Raw genomic sequence first — 19,924 nt, 5'->3', positions numbered from 1 at the left:
GACCATTGATTATTGACCATTGACTGTTGATTATTGACTATTGACTAATAACCATGTTTAAAGATAAAGAATTAGAAATCCAGATGCAATTTCTGGAAGAAGCTACAGATTATATTAATACCCTAGAAGGGGTATTATTGGAAATCAACAGAAGTCATCGTATTGACTTAGAAAAAATTAATGGTGCATTGCGTGCTGCTCATTCAATTAAGGGTGGGGCGGCGATGATGGGATTTCGCGCTTTGAGTGATTTATCCCATCGTTTAGAAGATGCTTTTAAGGTTTTAAAAACGCGCAAAAATTCCCTAGAAATTGATACGCAATTACAAAGTTTATTACTTTCTGCTGTTGATTGGTTGCGGCAAATTGTGCAGTTATTAGGAGAAGGTAATACTGTAGAGGAAGATTGGTTAGTAAGCTTCTGTCAGCCAGTCTTTGATGAATTGCGCGATCGCCTTGGTGATCCTAGCCCTGAAGATGCTGCTACAATGCTCTCACCAGAGGAAGGGCAAGACATCATCCCTTTGCTGTTTGAAACCGAAGTGGAAGGCTGTTTGCAGCGTCTAGAATCAGTTTTAGCAGATGAAGCACAGCCTTGTTTGCAAGAAGAAGTCGCCATCATGGCGGCTGAATTGGGCGGGTTGGGAGAAATGTTGCAGTTAACTGCATTTACCCAACTTTGTGAATCTATTAAATATCATATAGAAAATGCTAATGGTAACATCTCGGAAATTGCCCAGTTAGCCTTACAATCATGGCGGCGATCGCAAGCTCTAGTTTTAACAAATCAACGTGATAAACTACCTACAGAACTTCAGTTTGATGGTTTAGCTACTATCCCTATATACACTCCATCCCTACCACACCCTGATGTAGAAGAAACATCAGAAGTTTTTATAGAATCCGAATTTATTACTGAAAATTTAACAGCTACGGCTAAAGATATTAATAATGCCCTTGCTGTGATTGATTTTCCCGAAATAATTACAGAATTTGCTAAAGAAAATAACACAACAGATTATACATTCATTGCTAACAAAGACCGAGAACATCAGGAAAATACAGTCCGAGTTCCTAATAAGCAATTAGAGCAGATAAATGATTTATTTGGTGAGTTAATTGTGCAACGTAATGGACTCAACTCCCAACTCGAAAGATTACGCAAACTTGTGCGTAACTTAAACCAGCGAGTACAAACACTGGAGCGAGAAAATCAGGAATTACGCACAATTTATGAAAGAAAAAGTTCAAAAAACTTGCTAACTGCTCATCATGGAGAAAATACACTTGCAGAGTACCCACCAATACAAGATAGAGAAAGCGAGTTTGATGCCTTAGAGATGGATCGCTACAACGAATTAAACGTGCGATCGCAAACAGTAGTAGAAACTATTGTACAGGTACAAGAAGTCACCACAGATATTCAACTAGGTGTTGACGATACAGATCAAATTGCTCGCAAACTCAATAAAACATCGAAACAATTACAAACCAAACTCAATCATATCCGAATGCGTCCCGTGTCGGATTTAGTGGAGCGTTTCCCCAGAGCCATCCGCGACTTAAATGTAGAGTATGGCAAAAACGTCCAATTAAAAATTACAGGTGGTAACACTTTAATTGAACGCAGCATTTTAGAAGCCTTAAATGAGCCTTTAATGCACCTCTTAAGGAATGCCTTTGATCATGGTATCGAAGAACCCGCTACTCGTCAGGCTTTAGGAAAACCAGAGCAAGGCTTAATTGAAATTACCGCAACTCACCGTAGCAATCGTACTATCATTACCATGCGTGATGATGGTCGGGGAATTTCTTTAGAAAAAATTCGCACCCGCGCCCAAGGGATGGGGATAGATGCAGCTTTACTAGCTCATGCGACCGATGAGGAACTCCTCTCACTAATTTTTGAACCAGGCTTTACCACCTCCGAACAAGTAACCACCTTATCCGGTCGCGGTGTCGGTATGGATATAGTCCGCAATAACCTAAAATTAGTGCGCGGTGATATCACAGTCGATACTGAACCAGGGATGGGTACAACCTTCACCTTATCAGTACCATTTACCCTTTCCATCGCCAGAGTTCTATTAGTAGAAACCAACAAAATGCTTTTAGCATTTCCTACCGATGTGGTTTCAGAAATCTTCCTACTACAAAACGAGCAAGTATTCCCAATGGCGGGTAACGAAGTCCTCAATTGGCAAGGAACTATGTTACCTCTAATTCGCCTGAGCCGCCATTTAGAGTTTAATTGTCCCCGCTACGATAACCCAGAATTAGAAACGCCCCCAGCGATTAATGCTCTCAGCATCTTAATAGTGAAAGGTAATAATCAACCAGTCGCTATATTGGTAGACCGTTGCTGGGGTGAACAAGAAGTTGCTATCCGCCAAATTGAGGGAAATATACCCTTACCTCAAGGTTTTAGTAATTGCACAATTTTAGGTGATGGTCGAGTTGTGGCATTAGTAAATACCAACGAACTACTATATAAAATTGCCACAAATCAGCGACCTGCTAAAAATTATCAATCATCATCAGCCACACTAAAAACGCCATTTCTCTTCTTTGACAATGCCAAACTAGCAGAACCACCTATTCAACAGAAAGGCACTATTTTAATCATTGATGACTCAATTAATGTCCGCCGTTTCTTAGCATTGACTCTAGAAAAAGGAGGATATCAAGTAGAACAAGCAAAAGATGGTGAAGATGCTTGGGAAAAACTAGAAAGTGGTCTGAAAGTACAAGCTGTAATTTGTGATATTGAAATGCCACGCCTTGATGGTTATGGCTTCTTAGAAAGAATTAATTCCCACTTTGAAACTAAAAATATCCCAGTCGCCATGCTCACCTCTCGTAGCAGCAATAAACATCGGCAATTAGCCATGCAATTAGGCGCAAGAGCTTATTTTTCTAAACCTTACAACGAGCAAGAATTACTAAGTACATTGGCAGAAATAATCACTAATGTAGCAGTTACAGCAATAGCTAATTGAATTTAAAAAGTTATGGTTTGCTTAAAATACACCATTGCTAATTCATAACTCTAGATTTGGTAATTGAGTATTAATTTTCTGACTTATTACCTATTGCCAAAAAATGATCAATTAATCTGTTGTATGGGAAGCGCAAAACGTTTGTGTAGGAAAATCGCGCCTAAATTTATAAATAAACAGATGCTTCCTAGTACCAATAAAATGTATGTGGGAGCCATAACAACTCCAATCATAAACCAAGCAAACACGTGGAGTATCATTAATAAAGCAAAGATACTAGCAATTGCAGCACTTCGCCAAATTTCAATGACTGGACGAGACAATAATGTAAGACCTATTGTTAATAAAGTAGTGATGAGGTTAGCTGGAATGAGAAAGGCACAAATACTAATACAGTAAGTGCTTGAAAATATTATTAAGGTATTGAAGTCTAACATTATTTTTACTAGGTTATACTAATTCAAAATAGCTTTTTAGTTAAAAATCTGAACCCCCAAGATATTGGAGGCTCAAAGGAGATAGTTTTTTAACAGATATCAATCAAAAGGAATAATTGATATCTGTTTATTGCTTAGTGATTTAACTGCTACGCAATTAAGCAGCAAAGAAAGTTTGGCTAATAAATGTTCTGGCGAACCCTGAAATACCGAGTGCTACTAAAACACTTGTCAAGAACAGAGCTATTTGAGGGTTAGAATCTAATTGCTTGTCTTCTCTACCACCTGTAAAGAACAAAGACCAAGCTTGGGAAGCATTGATAGTCTTAAAGCTATTAAAGTCAGGTCTGAAGACAACAGAACCAAATAGCTCAGGAGTTTGGAAGTCTAAATCGTTTATCATGTAAATAAGTATAACAAAAATATTGCCAAAAAAACAAATTTCTGATAAGGGAGATAGAGATAAGGCTAAGAGAGATATATCAAGGATAGCGATCGCCCCGGATCAGTTGCACCTAATTTTCTGGTAACTTTTCATGGGAAACTAAGTTTCACGGAACCTTTAAGCAGTTTTGTGGCTTCTGCTAGTATTTGCTCTATCTTTGAAGGCTTTTGCAGATAAGCTTGAAACCCAGAAGCAAGAGCCTTATTATGCGCGTTAGCTTCCATATTGGCAGTAAAAGCGATCGCAGGAATTTCACTTTTTTTGGGAGACGTAAGTTTTCTAATTTTTTGGATTAACCAATAGCCATTTTCTCCCGGCATATTAATGTCACTAATTAAGAGATCCAGATGAAATTGTTCAATCAATTCAAATGCTTCTAAGGCATTAGTTGCTGCCATCACTTTAAATCCATAGATTTCAAAAACCTCGGTAATTAAAAACCGCATATTATCATCATCATCTACTACTAAGATTGTCAATTCTGGAAAAATATCTAAGTCTTCAGTATCATCTGCAAGATTTACATTCTCAGACTGATTCGACACATAGATGTTATTCATAATCTTTAGTCAGTCCTAAAAATTGTATTCCCATTAATAAGCTATTTGCTGCGTCCAAACTATCAACAAATAATTGTTTTAGTTTGTCAGCTAATAAATTTTTTCTATCAAGCGGTACTAGGCTCTCTATCATGACAAATAATTTATCCAGGTCAATTGGTTTAAGTAAATATCCTTCAAACTCTATCTCTGGAATTTGCTCAATAGTCCCTTTGGTACAGGTTGAAGTCACAATGATGGGAATATGTTTCTTACTAAACGCTTCCATTTCAGTCAATTTATTGAGTAGAGTATAGACATTTTCATCTAAAAACCTGATTTCACAGATGATGATGTGGGGAACAAAACCATTCAGGCTTTTTAAAGCTTTTTTGATGGAGTTAGTTGCGATCACATTTGCGCCGAAATTTTGCAGAAAGATGGTATATAACACTCCACTATCGACATCGTTGTCTACAACGAGTATTTGCACATCTTTGAGTATCCCAACCTTGAAAAGAGAGGCAATAGTTGGATTCATAATAAAACCTGTAATTAGGATTTTGGGTGCAAAGCGGGATTGAAAACCGTAACTACAAAGGAGGCTCAATAGGCGGGTAGTCAAATCAAAAGTAAGAGATAATTACTTGAATAATTAAGATAAAACATGACGCTTCTGTACTATGATTTAGTCTTGTTTGATTTGATGAATTAATTGATTGATTACGACATAAAGCTTATTCAAGATGATTTCTGTAATACAACTCTTTTCGAGGAATTTACCGCAACAACTATTGCCATTCCCTGTCCTCCAGCTCTTTCTGGGGTAATAATAAAGTAGCTTCAATTTCTTGCCTGATAGCAGCAGTCACCTCACAATTGCTATGTAGGCAATCGAGCAGTAGTTGATTTGCATCGTAATAGCGTTGTAGCACTTGCTCTTGCTCTTGGCTAAACTGCCACTGGTGATTAATATTGCGATAATTCATGACTGTCATTCTTAATTGTTCAGACCAAGCTGAATAGCTCGTCTGCAACCATAGTCGAAACCGTTCTTGATTTTGATGAGAATTTGGCAATTCATCAGAGAGTTTTTGCAAGGACTTAGAGAGTCCGACATCTAGAACAATACCTAGAATGTTTGAGAGAGCCTCGCCACAGGCGTGGAAGAGAGCAAAGTCCTGGCTTTCATCGATTGCACACTCCAGCAACAGATTATCCAATGCTGCATCCAGAAACATCCCTTGGTCAAGGCTACTGGCTAAAACAAAATGAGGAGCTACACGAGGAGTCCGACTCAATCCTAAGTAAAATGCCCGGACTGTCGCATCTTTTGATTGGGTGGGAATAGTGCGAGATTTTTGACTAGCCCAGGTCAAAAACTCTTGTATATAAGGATCTTGGGCAACTAGTGCATCAATTTGTTGCTTCATTAACTGTACCAAAGAATCTGCACTCCGCAGCATAGTCGCTGTCAACAGGAAGATTTCGCGCCAATGGGGGTCTGTAATGTGACTTACCAATCCTCCCATCGCTTGCTCTAATGCTTGTAGATTATGGCTGGCAACAATTTTCCGCGCCGTGAAGTATTCTTGAAACGCCAGATAAGAAAAGGAGAAAATTCCCCGCGCCCGTTCTGCTAATAGGCCATGTTGGGCTTCTATTGCTTTCAGTGCCGCTTCACTTTCTATTTGCAGTTCATCTGCATCCATCGGTACATTAGTGAGATTCTGAATATAGTCAGCAATATATTGTTCAACGACACGTTGCTCAAAAAAGTACTGACCTTGTTCAAATGTGGCAGCCGCAATTTGACTCAATAACTTAAACTTTTGTGGCAATAAAAATCCCCGGTAAACGTCGTCCCGTTCAACGCCTTTGGCTTCATCCCATTTACCCAACAAAAGGTCTAAGCCTTGCTTATAAAAATCAGTGCGCTTAGTCGGAAATTTTTCTTGGCCATGAAACACCCAGCAGGCAAGATGCAAAAATAGAGGTGTGACGACAAGTTGGCGGAATTGCCAGTTTTCATCTAAGTCTAACTTCTGAATAAATTCAACAGACTGGGCTTGACCATCTTGAGCATTAGTATTAGTAAAAGCCACAAACCATTTTTGCGCGAAGGCTTGAATTTGTTCTAAGGTAAATGGGGCAATCTCAACATCAGTAAAACCTCTGAGTCTGAGTCTTTGAGCTGCTGTTCGACAGGTAGCTACGAACTGATTTTTGTGATACTTGTCTGAAAATCTGCGAATTTCGCTTAAGACAGCATTGCTTTGTTGATGAAGAACTTCATCCATACCATCAAGCAATAGTAAAACTCTACCTGCATTGAGTAAAGTTTCTATGACTGAGGGATCGGAAATGCCAGAGGTGAGAAATTCCTGGCGGATGTAATTTAATAGATTGAACTCGTTAGTAATCTTAAATTCTTGGGCAAAATTTCTCAGTGTGATGAAGATTGGTACCCGATTTGCTGCAAATGCACCTTGGTTACACTGAATGGCTAGATGTTGCAAAAAAGTAGTCTTACCTACTCCTGGTTTACCAAGTACTCTCAGCTTAGAGTATGTTTCAACCGCCCGCATCCCAGGTATCTGTTTCTCTCCCACCTCACCTAAACCAAAACTGTCAAATTCTTGTGGATCAAGGTTTTGTAGTTCAGTAATTTCTAAGGACTGAAAACTAGCAATTTCCTCTAAAATATTTACATCTATATATATGTCATCGATCGCCACCGGATGGCTAATGTCCAATAACTGCAAAATACCACACTGGTCTTGAATTTTGTCGAAGCGTTGCGATCGCACTAGCTGCACTAATCTATCAATATCCAAATTATTAGCCTGGTCTAGTTCTCTTTCTTCAGAAAATTCTGCCGGGGGATTAGTCGCAATCTCTCGCCAATCTAGTTCTAATACCGAACAAATTTCAATAAATGTCAAACGCTCAATCGGACGACCACTAAAAAACCGCCAAATGGGTTGTCGAGTTTTTACGTTGACCTCAATAGCTAGATTTTCTTGAGTCCACCCTTTGCGAGCAAACGCTTTTTTAGCCTCTTGAACCCCGATTGATGATGCTTGGAGCGATCGCTTAACCATAAGGCAGAAACTATGCTCCTAATATCATGCTACTTAAATTTTTATTACTACTTAGAATTTTATAGATTTTTCTGTGATACCACCATTCTAATCGCTTAAACTTATACAAAAAACCAGAGTCCACTCTTAATTTTTTAAACTTTTGTATCTAAATCAATCGTTATACATTGATCTTATACATTTCAACCGTTGGCAAGACTTGAATTCAAACATCTATCTGTAATGCTATAGAAGTACAGATTGCAAAGTTACTTAGTCAAAAAATATAGTTGCATTACATATAGGATTCTGAATTTATTTTTGTGGGCGTAGCCTACACTTAAAAATTTAAGTACCTGTGAGGGTGAGCAATGCCCAACTTACTATATGTATTTCAAAAATCAAATATGAGTCCTATATGTACTCAGAAATTTTTTATATAACAACTGGCTAATTTTTATTTATTAGACTTATATTTCTTGATTCTAATTTGAAGGAAAATATGAAATTATTGCCAATTTACAAAATATATAAAATTATTGAAACTACCGAATTAATTTATAAAGAAAGGGGATCTGGAAGAACAAATCAATCAGAAACATTTATAGATAAATTGTCCAATTATTTAGAGGATTTTAATATCACAGGAAAATATTCAATAAACATACTACATCAATATATTAACGAATTCTCACAGGACGAAAAAATAGAGTTAATAGCCTTGATGTGGCTTGGTCGAAGTGCATTAGGTGAACCAACAGAAGACTTCTCAAATTTAGTTGAACAAGTAGTAGACTTTATACCTGAAAATTATGCAACAATTTATATTATCGAAAAACCCCTCTTAGCAAAATATCTGCGAAAGGGACTGCAAAAACTAAATATTTTGCCTTCTGTCTCATCCTGAAAAATCATCAGAACATCAGATTGACATCCTAGTAATACAAAGCCAACTACAAAATATTTTCAGCTTGCCTTGTCACCATAATTTTTCTTCACTAGCCAAAAAGTAACCAATAATTCAGATTTTCATTGACTACGAACACAAAATCATTAACAGGGGTTGCTACTGTATTCCCTGAGATTCCCGCTTTTTCTTACTTGAATGGGTGGTATCTCGTGTTGTGGCCTGTGTTTGGAGTTTGATTGTTGTAGATGAACATAGGAATAATCGAGCCTTACAGTAACGGATTTCTAGAAGTTTTACCAGAAGGCGAAAGCAGTGACTATTGGCAGATTGCTGCTATACACATCAATGGTCAAGCATTCTGCCCTACTCCGCAGCTTTATCGTTCAGAAAAAGTGGCACTAGCTAAAGCTGCACGAATTTATGATTGGATAGCTGAACACGAAGTAGAAATCAACGATGGTGCTTGTTACTGCTCTCAACTGAAACTCATCCTCTGGCAACAATCGAAAGTATCTTAAGTTGGGGCGTAGGCACTAATGAGTCAATACATAGTACATTTGTTTTAATAGCTGCTGAGAGTTTGTAATCCCTGCATCAAGTGCGGGGATTTTCTTTGTAGGTGGGATAGCGCGCTTACGGCAGGTGGAACACTATCGTCATCAGTAAGGATTTGAACAAGAGGTACAAAATCAGGGAGTAGAGGGAGTGATATAAGGGGGATGTAGCTTGAGCTTCTCACAGGGTAATTGGAATTGTTATGACTACAAAACACATTCTCATCATTGATGATGAATATGATATCCGCGCAGTGGCTGAACTTGCTCTAAAAGCAGTCGGTGGTTGGCAAGTCTCGACTGCTGTTTCCGGTAATGAAGGAGTAGCTAAAGCATCTGCTGAACAGCCAGACGTGATTCTCTTGGATGTCATGATGCCCGATATGGATGGAATCGCCACTTTTCAAGCCTTGCAAGCCAATCCAACTACTCAGTCAATTCCCGTGATTTTGCTAACAGCCAAGGCGCAAGCCGCCGAACAGAGGCGATTTGCTGAACTGGGAGTTCGAGCTATTATAACCAAGCCCTTCAAAGCGATGAAATTACCTGCTCAAGTTGCCGCAGCTTTAAACTGGTAGAGTTGAAAAAAAATATCTAACTTTAGAGGTATCTGCACAAGTTCTGCATTTTTCAGGTTTAAAGTTAGAAGCAATCAGGAAACTAACAGCTTTACAGTAATTTTACTTATAAGGTAATAAATAAATATTTATTACGCAAACCTGATTTTTAATATGAGATAAAATCAAATTTCTCCATAGAAAAATCAGATAATTAATTGCTTTTTATCAAAATTTGAATGAAGAAAATGAAAGATTTAGAACTATTTAATTTCCATCTCGAAAGGGCAATTTACATCTTAAAGTTTCAAGATAGAAAGCTTGTGGAAGCTTGGGTATATGAATTAAATCAAAATTTGGAACCTGAATATATAGAATCTTGTTTAACAGCAGCAATCTTAGAATTATCAAATACACATCCTGATACGTTTCATTGGATTTTAGATCATTTATCTGATTGGACACCTTATCAGCAATTACTAGAAGCAGTTACTAGATTTGCTTTGAAAAAACTAATTCAACAAGGTTTTATGCCTGGAGAAGAATTTAGTTTTACTGCTGATAGCAAAATATTACTGACTGAAAATGCCAAAGCAGTAATCATGAAAGATACTGCCAAAACTGACAGTCTTTTAATGGAAAAAATTCTCGTAACTCCCCAACAAATTTACTTACTCACAACATGATGTCTAGTATCACATTCAGCTTCATCTCTGTTGTAAATTTTCTGCTGCAACCAGTCCGTCAATGGCTGGAATCTCTAAAAATCAAGAACCACCGATTAGCGCGGTGGATCTGTACAATTATCCCTGCCAGTTGTCCATTTGAACGAGAAATTAAATGGGGCGATCGCACCCTAGTTTACATCCCACCTCTATGTAAACTCAATCCTTTTTACGAACAGTTAGTCGAAATTCGCTTTAAAGCATTAATGTACCTAGCAGACGAATGTGGTGAAGATGTCACCCAGTTTTGCTAAGAGGATATTTCCGAAGTTTTTCATTTTTCGCAGTCACAAACATAGCGCCGATGCCAGAAAGCTGGTACTGTGGATTCTCAAGCCTACTACCAAGCATAAAAAAAGTAGCTGATGAGTCCATGACAATCACCATCGCACTCAACACTGAAACTGTTAATACTCTCGATTTATCACCTGCATATACGGTGATTGACCAACTGCTGCAAGAGGGAACCATTGTTTCCCACGAACAGCAGTTAAATTTTGCTATCGAATATACCTTAGAACCTGGCGATCCTCGTGAATTGTCAGAAATTCCTGAATTAAGGCTTTGGTTTGTTCGTCTGGATGCTAAGTATCCTTGGTTGCCATTTTTACTTGATTGGAAAGCCGGCGAACTGGGACGTTACACCGCTATGCTTGTACCGCACCAATTCAGTGCCAAAGAAGGCATTCAGTACAATCCTGAAGCTTTAGAAATCTTTTTGATGCACAAAATCTTCGTTTTAAGCGATTGGTTAAAACAACAAAATATACCTTGGCAATCGCGCCTCAAGTCGATGGCGCAAATGCTAGGTTACGAATTAGAGGATGCGTTTTTTGAAATGTTTTGAATCGGGAGTGCTGAGTCCCTCTTCAATTTGGGATTTGTGATTTTAAATTTTAGATTGTTCAATCCAAAATCTAAAATTTCCCACTCCCTACTCCACACTCCCAAAAAATGGTTTACCCACCCCAGACTTTCTCCAATACAGCTTTGGGTAAAATATCTGTCACCCTACCTGTGGGAGATTTAATCCCCAGAAACTTATCACTTTTTGGTAACAACCTTGCGGGATCTGTGGGGCCAAATAGAGCAATAGTGTAAGTTTGTACTGCCACACTTAAGTGCAGTGGCGCACTATCAGTAGTTAGCATTAAATTGGCTCCAGCAATCATCGCCGTTAGCTTACCCACATTATCAGGGGAAGTCACCTGGATATCTAAAGCAGAATCTTGGAGCGATCGCACAAATTGCTCATCATCCGGGCCTTGAATCACCACTACAGGTAAATCTGGCTGTTTTTGTCGAAAATCGTGAATGATTTTTTGCCAGCTTTCCACGGGGTAGATTGTATCCAAAGCTTTAGGCTGAGATACCCAGCTAGAGCCGCCATAAATTAAAACGTAACCTGTATCATTGATCCCCAGGCGTTTTTGTTCATTATTTGCCCACTCAATATCTGGTTTCGGCACATTCACCGCTAACTCTGGGGTAGGGGTTGTAATGCCGAATGGTTGGAGCAAATCGTGGTAAACCGCCGCCGCGTACTGGGATGGTTTAAACGGTATGGTTTTAGTGAGCAATGATGCTCCTTTGCCTTGGTAGCCGATACGTGTGGGGATTCCTGTCAACCAGAGTAATAAACCCACTAACCAGCTTTGTCCAACAGCGATCGCCGCATCATATTCGCGATCGCGAATCGTGCCTACTAAATTTCCCCAATCGGCTAGGCTGTTACGGTCTTTGTAATCAAAGACCAGTATATCGTTGACTGACTTGCTGACCCGGTAGGCAGCCTTTGACCGGGGTTCTACAACAACATCTAACTGAGCGTTTGGGTAATAGCGCTTCAGATCGTCTAGAGTCGGAAAGAACAAAATTTGATCGCCAATTCCGCCAGGTACAAGGGCTACTACTCGCATAATATTTATTGACGCTTATCGCTCCTTATTTTAGGTGAATAAGGGGAATTCAAAATTCAAAATTCAAAATTTAAGTCACTTTGAATTCATAATTTTGAATTGGAGGGTAGCAAACCTTTCCTACATTGTCGCCTAATCTTGAGGAACCTGTGTATTTACTCATCCCCGCCGCCGGAGTTGGCAAAAGAATGGGAAGTGACCGCAATAAACTTCTGCTGGAAGTGCGATCGCAAACCATTATTGCTTGGACTCTCCTAGCTGCACAAGCAGCCCAAGAAATCACATGGATTGGGATTATTTCCCAGCCTACCGACTGGCCAGATTTTCAATCTATTCTCGCTAACTTGCAGCTTACTAAACCAGTGGAATTGATCATTGGCGGTGCCACTAGGCAAGAATCTGTTTACAACGGCTTACAGGCGCTACCAGAAGCAGCAGAGCAAGTTTTAATTCACGATGGCGCAAGATGTTTGGCAACACCAGATTTACTTAACTCCTGCGCTCAAGCCATTCGCCACTGTTCTGGTTTGATTGCGGCTGTCCCCGTGAAAGACACGATTAAAGTTGTGGATGAAGATGGCATAATTCAAAGTACACCAGACCGACGCAATCTATGGGCAGCACAAACCCCCCAAGGATTTAACGTTGAGTTGTTGAAAAAGTGCCACGCTGAAGGTGTTAGTCAAGGTTGGGAAGTGACTGACGATGCTGCTTTATTTGAAAAATGCGGCATCGAAGTGCAAATTGTGGAAGGAGAGGAAACAAATTTGAAAATAACCACTCCTCAAGATTTAGCGATCGCCGAATTTATTCTCAGCAGTCGATTTAATTCGTAATTCGTCATTAGGACGGGTAAAAAACTTCGATTTTATGGAAATAGGTCACTATGTTGACTAAAAAAATAAAATTATGTATAATCCCACACATTTATTGATAAAGCATGATTAACCGTTAGAGTACAACTAGGCAAAAGTCAACCGTCATACACTAAATGACCATTGACTCATGACCATTGACTAATGACTCTTGACTCTTGACCAAATGAATACAGCCACAACGACTAAGATAGAAGCGATTCTCTATTTGAAGGGTAAACCCTTGTCAGTCAGTGAAATTGCCGAATATGCGGCGTGTGATCGCGCCACAGTTGAAGAAGGCATCATTGAACTAATGGACAGCTACGCCCACCGAGATAGCGCCTTAGAAGTCGTAGAAACCACCGATGGTTACAGTTTACAACTGCGTCCAGACTTCCACGACTTAGTGCAGACGCTGATTCCCGTAGAATTGGGACTAGGCGCATTGCGGACATTAGCAGCGATCGCCCTGAATAGCCCCATTCTCCAAAGCGACTTGATTAACCTGCGCGGTTCCGGTGTATATCAACACGTTCCCGAACTAGTGGAACTCGGTTTCGTTCGCAAGCGCCGAGATAATGAATCTCGTTCCTATTCGCTGCAAGTAACACCAAAATTTCATCAATATTTCCAAATAGAGCAACTTCCCCAACCCTTTGACAGTGATCAGAAGGAACAGCAATTAGAATTAGACTTGGCAGTTAAGAGTGGGGAGTAGGGGAAAACTAATGAGTAATGAGTAAGGAGTAATGAGTAAGGAGTAATGAGTAAGGAGTAATGAGTAAGGAGTAATGAGTAAGGAGTAATGAGTAAGGAGTAATGAGTAAGGAGTAATGAGTAAGGAGTAATGAGTAAGGAGTAATGAGTAAGGAGTAATGAGTAAGGAGTAATGAGTAATGAGTAATGAGTAATGAGTAATGAGTAATGACAACTGACAACTGACAACTGACAACTGACCAACAACTACAGCACTACCCTTGTACTATGGTTTAGAGTAGAATTAGCAACTAAGCTAAAAAAAATTGCCAATGGTGTTTGATCCTGACTTCTTAAACAACAACCCCGAAGAACACACCAACCAGCTTCTTTCTGATCACTTTGGGGAACACCCAAACCAGTTACTCAAGTATCTACAACATCAGTCTCCAGAAGTTCTAGCCCGCGTCGCCCAGTCCGTCAGCCCGGAAATTAAACAAATTATTTCCCAAAACGTTCAAGGGTTGGTGGGAATGCTCCCCGCAGAAAATTTCAATGTCCAAATTACCACAGACAAAGAAAATCTAGCAGGACTCTTAGCGTCGGCAATGATGACGGGTTACTTCCTACGCCAGATGGAACAAAGAATGCAGTTAGACCATTTGTCGAATGGTTAATAGTTAACAGTTAACAGTCAACAGTCAACAGTCAACAGCTACAAGTTTTTTGACTATGGACTATAGACTATGAACTATCTTTTGGGATAAACCCCTGACTGCACTTTCAAGGTGAGAATTTCGCCACTACGGTTGACTTCGACAGCTAAAATATCTCCAACTGTGCTGGATTCCACCAATTTCTGGACTTGCGCTGATGTTTTCACGGTTTTACCATTAATTTTCTGAATTACATCTCCAGTGAGTAGCCCTGCTTTTTTGGCTGGGGAATCGTCCAAGACACTTTTAATAACAACGCCAGTGTCTTGTTGAATATTCAACTTGTTCTCAGTATTAATCTGCTGCTTTTTGCTGGGAGATAAATCTGTCATCTCAATCCCTAAAAAAGGATGTTCTACAGTTCCCTTAGTAAAAAGCTCATTAGCAACGCGGGCGGCGACTTCAATGGGAATGGCAAAACCAAGCCCTTGAGCATCTGCACGGATAGCAGTGTTAACCCCAATTACTTCCCCTTGAGCATTTAACAAAGGCCCGCCAGAATTACCGGGGTTAATTGCGGCATCGGTTTGAATAAAGCTGACTCGCTTATCGGGGACACCAACTTGGGCGCTAGTGCGGTCAGTAGCACTGATAATGCCGATAGTGACAGTATTATCTAAACCCAGAGGATTGCCAATAGCGATCGCCCACTGCCCCGGAATCAAATTTTGCGAATTACCCAAATTTACCGTCGGCAAATTATTTCCGGGGATTTTCACTACAGCTACATCTGTGACAGTATCAACTCCCAACACCTTCCCCTCAAAAGTCCGACCATCTTTAAGAGTCACTTGTACTGTATCTGTGTCAGCGACCACATGAGCATTAGTCAATAATTGCCCGTTTTCGCTCAAAATAAACCCTGAACCCGTACCACGCTCGATGCGCTCTCGCGGGATTGGCTGTTCATCTTCACCAAAGAACCGTCGTAAAAGAGGATTTTTTAATGCTTCAGAGATGGGATTGGCAACTTTACGAGTGGCATTAATTCTTACCACAGCCGGCCCAACTCTTTGCACCGCACTGGCAATAAAATTGAGATTATCCCCCCCATTATTTGCCGCAGAGCCATTTACAGGACTAGGCGCTACAGATTCTGAGGGCAAAGCCACTGTGACATTTTTGAGTTGTTGGAACGAGCGATTTTGTGGAAGGAGATAGCGACTACCTAATAAACCTGCACTACCGCCAACCACCAGTAGAGACAGATAAACGGCCAGTTGCTTTAGGGATAAATTCATAATGACTACGCTCAAGGAAAGCAATGCAGTTGCTAATTTCTAAGTGTAGTCAAGCAACTTGCAAGTGGACAGATAAATTTAACATACAGTTGCTTTTTTAGTTTGTCAGTCATTAGTCATTAGTTATTTTCCCCCACACCCCAATCTCTAGTTCCCAAACTAAAATCTAAAGTTAAGCCTTTCTTAACTGATATTCATGACTGTTTCCTACCGTCTGCTTTTACTCTGTAGTTTAGTCAGCACTATTGGGCTAACAAGCATACTCCCAAATGCGAGCAGTGCAAATGCTGCTGTAGAAAGTTGTCGAACTCCTGCTTTATCTCTCTTCCGTCGTCATAAAGTCGCTCGTGGTGACACCTTGGTGACAATAGCGCAGCGCTATAATCTCAGCCCGGAAACGCTGATTGGCATGAATCCATCTCTTCATGATGGTTCTTCCCCTGCTGTTGGTAGCGAACTACAAATTCCTCCCTACAATGGGGTTGTTGTGGAAGTACCTCAGGGTCAAACGTGGCGACAAGTGGCGACAAGATATAAAGTGCGTCCCGATACTCTATTTGAGGTCAATGGCTGTCAACAAAATCCCAGAATCGTGTTTGTTCCGGGGGTCAATTGGTCGCCCAATGGTTCTTTTACCCAGTCTCCTAGACCTTCCACTGTCACCAAGCCTGTTGAGTTAGCTGGCTATCCTTTTCCCCAGGTTGCGGAGGTGGCTTTACCTTATGGCTGGCAGATTAACCCCGATACAGGCAAAGTATTCTTCCACAGTGGCATAGATTTATTAGCACCACTGGGAACTCAAGTTTCGGCGATCGCACCAGGTACGGTAGTATTTGCTCAGGAACAGGGTACTTACGGTAATTTGGTCATCATCAACCACAGTGGCGGACTCCAAAGCCGCTACGCCCATCTTGACAGCATTAATGTGAAGGTAGGTCAACAAGTCAACACAAGCCAGTTAATCGGAACCGTCGGTACTACAGGACAACCTACTGCAAAACAACCCCATCTCCATTTTGAGGTGCGTGCTACTTCATCCCTGGGCTGGGTAGCGGAAAATCCCAATGATTATTTAAAAAAATGAGGAAAGTTCTGAGTTTGGTAGTGCGACACAAGTAAGGAATCTTTATTTCTTAATTTTGAATTTTGTAGCGCTTCGCTTCCCGTTCGCGTAGCGTCTCCGACAGGAGACGGGTATTTTGAATTTAGAATTGATTTCCCCATTCCCTACTTCCAACAACCTGCATTCCTGCTGCTGCAAACCTAGCAAAAGCCGCGTCTGCTTGTTCTGTATAGTCCACCACCCCCGGAACTACCACAGGAGAAGTGCAATCTTCTAGCAGATAAATTTTATTAGCAAGGGCTGCATCTACCTGTTTAATTTCTATTAACAAATCATCAATTGTCCAGGCGACACAATGACTTTTAGCTTGACCAGCAATAATCACAGCATCAAATTCTAATAGTTGCTGAATCAATTTCCGATTTTTATGAGCCAATGGATTTTCATCAAAATTAACCAAAACTTCTGGACGTAAAACTGAATAATTCTCAGTTAAGGGATTATCGCCCTTGATTTCAAATTGTGTTTGACTCTGCCGAGCAATACAATGAAAAAATATTGCTTCTTCTACGGAAGAAACTAAAGCATGGCCAATGCCACCCAACATAGAATGATAAGGCCAAACAGTCAGAGGATATTTACCATCTTGACTTAATTGTTTTACGTAGTGATAAGCGTGTTTTTCTAATAATTCATAATCGCCATTGGTAATACTGTTAGCTACATCTGGATTAACTTTCCAAATACCTTTTTCAATATCTACGATAGTAATACTAGTAGCTGCTGGTGTGGGATGTTCGCCTAACTCATTCACCCAAAATATTGGATGAAAAATCTGCATAGTTGTATGAGTGTCTAGAGTAGGAATAATTTTTGTAATTACACCCAAATTATGATAGATAAATTCACATATTCTGCGGTTATCATCAACTGCTCCAGTTCCAGACCCACCTCCAACAAATAATTCAAATCCGGGGATACAAAAGGTGTTCTGTACATCTATTAACAATAGACAAATACGAGTTTTGTCAAAAGCTGCTGGTTGAATATTGTATTGTTTTGCCCATGTTTCCGCTTCTGCTGCACGTTCTTGGTAAGGTACGCGCCAAACTTCGCCAACTTTTGCTGAGTTAAAGTGAGGTGGGACAGGTATTTGCATTGTTATTTTATTGTTCATAGCAATTGATTTTATTGATGGTATTTAGGGAGCATCTCAAATGTTTGATTTTATTTTTCAACTCAGGGAAGCGCAGAGATTCACACAGAGTAAGACAGAAATTTTAGAGGTTATTTATAAAGTAAAAATAAAATTTATGTAGGGTGTGTTAGGCGCATATTTTCGATGTAATTGGTCACGAAAAAATAATTTAAGCGCCTAACGCACCAGGTTATATGGCGGTGCGTTAGGCTAAAGCCAACACAACGGCAATAAAGCGGGAAGCACATCTACACCGCTTTTTGCCTCCCCTACTTAAGATTTACTTTATAAATGATCTCTTATAGGAGCTATTTACTGGGTATTTTCCAAAAATTGTGATGCTCTCTGGTAGTTATAGCTTATATAATGTTCACCTGAATATTTATGATTATTTATTTAAATCGGTAATAAGAAATAATCCATAGGTAAGCATCAATGATCTCTTACCAATGAATAATTATTCAGTAAAGCAGCATACTCCCCCAACCTCCAACCTTTCCTCATCTTCTTTTTTGCTATTTCATTGTTCAAAAAAGCCCCTACTGTGGCAATCTGAGAAACAGAAGGTCTTAAATCTGATATTTTAACTACAGAAAATCCACCTAATAAGGTTATGCAAACTCTGCCCACTCCTGCAACATCCAGCACTACAGCAAATCAACCCGCTTTTGATACTACAATCAAACGCCGTAAAACTCGTCCGGTTAAGGTGGGAAATGTCACCATCGGCGGTGGACACCCCGTTGTGGTGCAATCGATGATTAACGAAGACACTCTTGATATTGATGGTTCCGTAGCCGCTATTCGGCGTTTGCACGAAATCGGCTGTGAAATCGTCCGTGTGACAGTACCAAGTACAGCCCATGCAGTAGCGTTGGCAGAAATTAAACAAAAACTCATTAAAACTTATCAAGATGTGCCAATAGTTGCTGATGTGCATCACAATGGCATGAAAATCGCTTTAGAAGTTGCCAAACACATAGAAAAAGTACGGATTAATCCGGGATTATATGTGTTTGAAAAACCAAACACTAATAGAACCGAATATACTCAAGCAGAATTTGAGGAAATAGGCGAAAAAATCCGCGAAACTCTCGCACCCTTGGTAATTTCTCTGCGCGACCAAGGTAAAGCCATGCGAATCGGGGTCAATCACGGTTCTCTGGCTGAGAGAATGTTATTTACCTACGGCGACACCCCAGAAGGTATGGTGGAATCTGCCTTAGAATTTATTCGTATCTGTGAATCTCTAGACTTTCGGAATATAGTCATTTCGATGAAAGCCTCAAGGGTTCCGGTGATGGTAGCAGCCTATCGCCTCATGGCCAAACGCATGGATGATTTAGGAATGGACTACCCCCTTCATTTGGGTGTCACAGAAGCTGGGGATGGTGAATATGGACGAATTAAATCTACAGCAGGTATTGCAACATTGCTGGCTGATGGTATCGGCGATACAATTCGCGTCTCTCTCACAGAAGCACCAGAAAAAGAAATTCCTGTCTGCTACAGCATTCTGCAAGCTTTAGGTTTGCGAAAAACAATGGTGGAATATGTAGCTTGTCCTTCCTGTGGACGCACTTTATTTAACTTAGAGGAAGTATTACATAAAGTGCGAGAAGCCACCAAACACCTAACAGGATTAGATATTGCCGTTATGGGTTGTATTGTCAATGGCCCAGGAGAAATGGCTGATGCTGACTACGGTTATGTAGGTAAAAACCCTGGCTATATCTCTTTATATCGCGGCAGAGAAGAAATTAAAAAAGTCCCAGAAGACCAAGGCGTAGAAGAATTAATTAACTTGATCAAGGCAGATGATCGTTGGGTAGAACCTTAGATGAATTAGGGTATAGGGGTATAAGGCTGCGCCTTGAGCGTCAGCCGAAAGGGTGTAGGGGTTGATGGAAGTATGATTCTTCTGTTAGTGTTACAGTTACAAATTCCTTAATTCACAACCTATACTTGTCAGCTCCCCCATCTCC

20 protein-coding genes are annotated in these 19,924 nt (G+C 40.1%); 12 read left to right on the top strand and 8 right to left on the bottom strand.

What is annotated here, in order from left to right; all coding sequences use genetic code 11:
* Positions 1-53: 53 nt before the first annotated feature.
* Positions 54-2,999, top strand: a complete 2,946-nt coding sequence (locus H6G18_RS11335; protein WP_190407202.1) for a hybrid sensor histidine kinase/response regulator — start codon at positions 54-56, stop codon at positions 2,997-2,999.
* A 107-nt stretch (positions 3,000-3,106) separates the two neighbouring features.
* Here the strand turns inward: H6G18_RS11335 and H6G18_RS24720 are convergent, their stop codons facing one another.
* From H6G18_RS24720 to H6G18_RS11315, 5 genes are all read right to left on the bottom strand, one after another.
* A complete protein-coding gene (locus H6G18_RS24720; RefSeq protein ID WP_242040271.1) occupies positions 3,107-3,436 on the bottom strand; it encodes a hypothetical protein in 330 nt (109 codons plus the stop codon).
* Positions 3,437-3,593: 157 nt separating this feature from the next.
* Complete coding sequence (locus H6G18_RS11330) at positions 3,594-3,839, bottom strand: hypothetical protein (protein WP_190407201.1); 246 nt, start codon at positions 3,837-3,839, stop codon at positions 3,594-3,596.
* A 131-nt stretch (positions 3,840-3,970) separates the two neighbouring features.
* Complete coding sequence (locus H6G18_RS11325; RefSeq protein ID WP_190407200.1) at positions 3,971-4,441, bottom strand: response regulator; 471 nt, start codon at positions 4,439-4,441, stop codon at positions 3,971-3,973.
* Positions 4,434-4,961, bottom strand: a complete 528-nt coding sequence (locus H6G18_RS11320) for a response regulator (RefSeq protein WP_190407199.1) — start codon at positions 4,959-4,961, stop codon at positions 4,434-4,436. The genes H6G18_RS11325 and H6G18_RS11320 overlap by 8 nt, the downstream gene beginning before the upstream one ends.
* A gap of 250 nt (positions 4,962-5,211) precedes the next feature.
* Positions 5,212-7,524, bottom strand: coding sequence for an NACHT domain-containing protein (locus H6G18_RS11315; protein ID WP_190407198.1), 2,313 nt, complete (start codon positions 7,522-7,524; stop codon positions 5,212-5,214).
* 481 nt (positions 7,525-8,005) lie between these two features.
* Here H6G18_RS11315 and H6G18_RS11310 point away from each other — a divergent pair, with 481 nt between their 5' ends.
* The 6 genes from H6G18_RS11310 (at position 8,006) to H6G18_RS11285 (ending at position 11,096) form a co-directional block, all read left to right on the top strand.
* Complete coding sequence (locus H6G18_RS11310) at positions 8,006-8,410, top strand: DUF3775 domain-containing protein (RefSeq protein WP_190407197.1); 405 nt, start codon at positions 8,006-8,008, stop codon at positions 8,408-8,410.
* A gap of 248 nt (positions 8,411-8,658) precedes the next feature.
* A complete protein-coding gene (locus H6G18_RS11305; RefSeq protein WP_190407196.1) occupies positions 8,659-8,931 on the top strand; it encodes a hypothetical protein in 273 nt (90 codons plus the stop codon).
* 239 nt (positions 8,932-9,170) lie between these two features.
* On the top strand, positions 9,171-9,545 hold the full coding sequence (locus tag H6G18_RS11300; protein WP_190407195.1) for a response regulator: 375 nt from the start codon (positions 9,171-9,173) through the stop codon (positions 9,543-9,545).
* Between the two features lie 227 nt (positions 9,546-9,772).
* Complete coding sequence (locus tag H6G18_RS11295; protein WP_190407194.1) at positions 9,773-10,210, top strand: hypothetical protein; 438 nt, start codon at positions 9,773-9,775, stop codon at positions 10,208-10,210.
* On the top strand, positions 10,207-10,503 hold the full coding sequence (locus tag H6G18_RS11290) for a Mo-dependent nitrogenase C-terminal domain-containing protein (protein ID WP_190407193.1): 297 nt from the start codon (positions 10,207-10,209) through the stop codon (positions 10,501-10,503). Before H6G18_RS11295 ends, H6G18_RS11290 begins: the two co-directional genes overlap by 4 nt.
* Before the next feature lie 119 nt (positions 10,504-10,622).
* Entirely contained in the window at positions 10,623-11,096 is a 474-nt protein-coding gene (locus H6G18_RS11285; protein WP_190407192.1) for a CRR6 family NdhI maturation factor, read from the top strand.
* A gap of 112 nt (positions 11,097-11,208) precedes the next feature.
* Here the strand turns inward: H6G18_RS11285 and H6G18_RS11280 are convergent, their stop codons facing one another.
* Positions 11,209-12,168: a glycosyltransferase family 9 protein gene (locus tag H6G18_RS11280; RefSeq protein WP_190407191.1), complete on the bottom strand. Its 960-nt coding sequence runs from the start codon at positions 12,166-12,168 to the stop codon at positions 11,209-11,211.
* A 149-nt stretch (positions 12,169-12,317) separates the two neighbouring features.
* On the opposite strand from H6G18_RS11280, the gene ispD reads away from it, so the two are divergent.
* From ispD to H6G18_RS11265, 3 genes are all read left to right on the top strand, one after another.
* Positions 12,318-13,004: a 2-C-methyl-D-erythritol 4-phosphate cytidylyltransferase gene (gene ispD / locus H6G18_RS11275; protein ID WP_190407190.1), complete on the top strand. Its 687-nt coding sequence runs from the start codon at positions 12,318-12,320 to the stop codon at positions 13,002-13,004.
* A 205-nt stretch (positions 13,005-13,209) separates the two neighbouring features.
* The gene (gene scpB, locus H6G18_RS11270) at positions 13,210-13,743 is read left to right on the top strand and encodes an SMC-Scp complex subunit ScpB (RefSeq protein ID WP_190407223.1); all 534 of its coding nucleotides are present in this window, start codon (positions 13,210-13,212) and stop codon (positions 13,741-13,743) included.
* A gap of 310 nt (positions 13,744-14,053) precedes the next feature.
* Positions 14,054-14,398, top strand: coding sequence for a DUF760 domain-containing protein (locus H6G18_RS11265; protein ID WP_190407189.1), 345 nt, complete (start codon positions 14,054-14,056; stop codon positions 14,396-14,398).
* Between the two features lie 74 nt (positions 14,399-14,472).
* Here H6G18_RS11265 and H6G18_RS11260 read toward each other — a convergent pair whose 3' ends face one another.
* On the bottom strand, positions 14,473-15,678 hold the full coding sequence (locus tag H6G18_RS11260; RefSeq protein WP_190407188.1) for an HhoA/HhoB/HtrA family serine endopeptidase: 1,206 nt from the start codon (positions 15,676-15,678) through the stop codon (positions 14,473-14,475).
* A 196-nt stretch (positions 15,679-15,874) separates the two neighbouring features.
* Here H6G18_RS11260 and H6G18_RS11255 point away from each other — a divergent pair, with 196 nt between their 5' ends.
* The gene (locus tag H6G18_RS11255) at positions 15,875-16,762 is read left to right on the top strand and encodes a LysM peptidoglycan-binding domain-containing M23 family metallopeptidase (protein ID WP_190407187.1); all 888 of its coding nucleotides are present in this window, start codon (positions 15,875-15,877) and stop codon (positions 16,760-16,762) included.
* Positions 16,763-16,883: 121 nt separating this feature from the next.
* On the opposite strand, the gene H6G18_RS11250 is transcribed toward H6G18_RS11255, so the two are convergent.
* A complete protein-coding gene (locus H6G18_RS11250) occupies positions 16,884-17,900 on the bottom strand; it encodes an isochorismatase (RefSeq protein ID WP_390824782.1) in 1,017 nt (338 codons plus the stop codon).
* 652 nt (positions 17,901-18,552) lie between these two features.
* On the opposite strand from H6G18_RS11250, the gene ispG reads away from it, so the two are divergent.
* Positions 18,553-19,779, top strand: a complete 1,227-nt coding sequence (ispG, locus tag H6G18_RS11245; protein ID WP_190407185.1) for a (E)-4-hydroxy-3-methylbut-2-enyl-diphosphate synthase — start codon at positions 18,553-18,555, stop codon at positions 19,777-19,779.
* Positions 19,780-19,924 lie beyond the last annotated feature (145 nt).

The organism is Anabaena subtropica FACHB-260 (assembly GCF_014697105.1).
In the GTDB taxonomy this organism is placed as follows: domain Bacteria; phylum Cyanobacteriota; class Cyanobacteriia; order Cyanobacteriales; family Nostocaceae; genus Trichormus; species Trichormus subtropicus.
The sequence above is the reverse complement of the archived record's forward strand: the minus strand, read 5'-3'. Positions and strand labels throughout refer to the sequence as shown.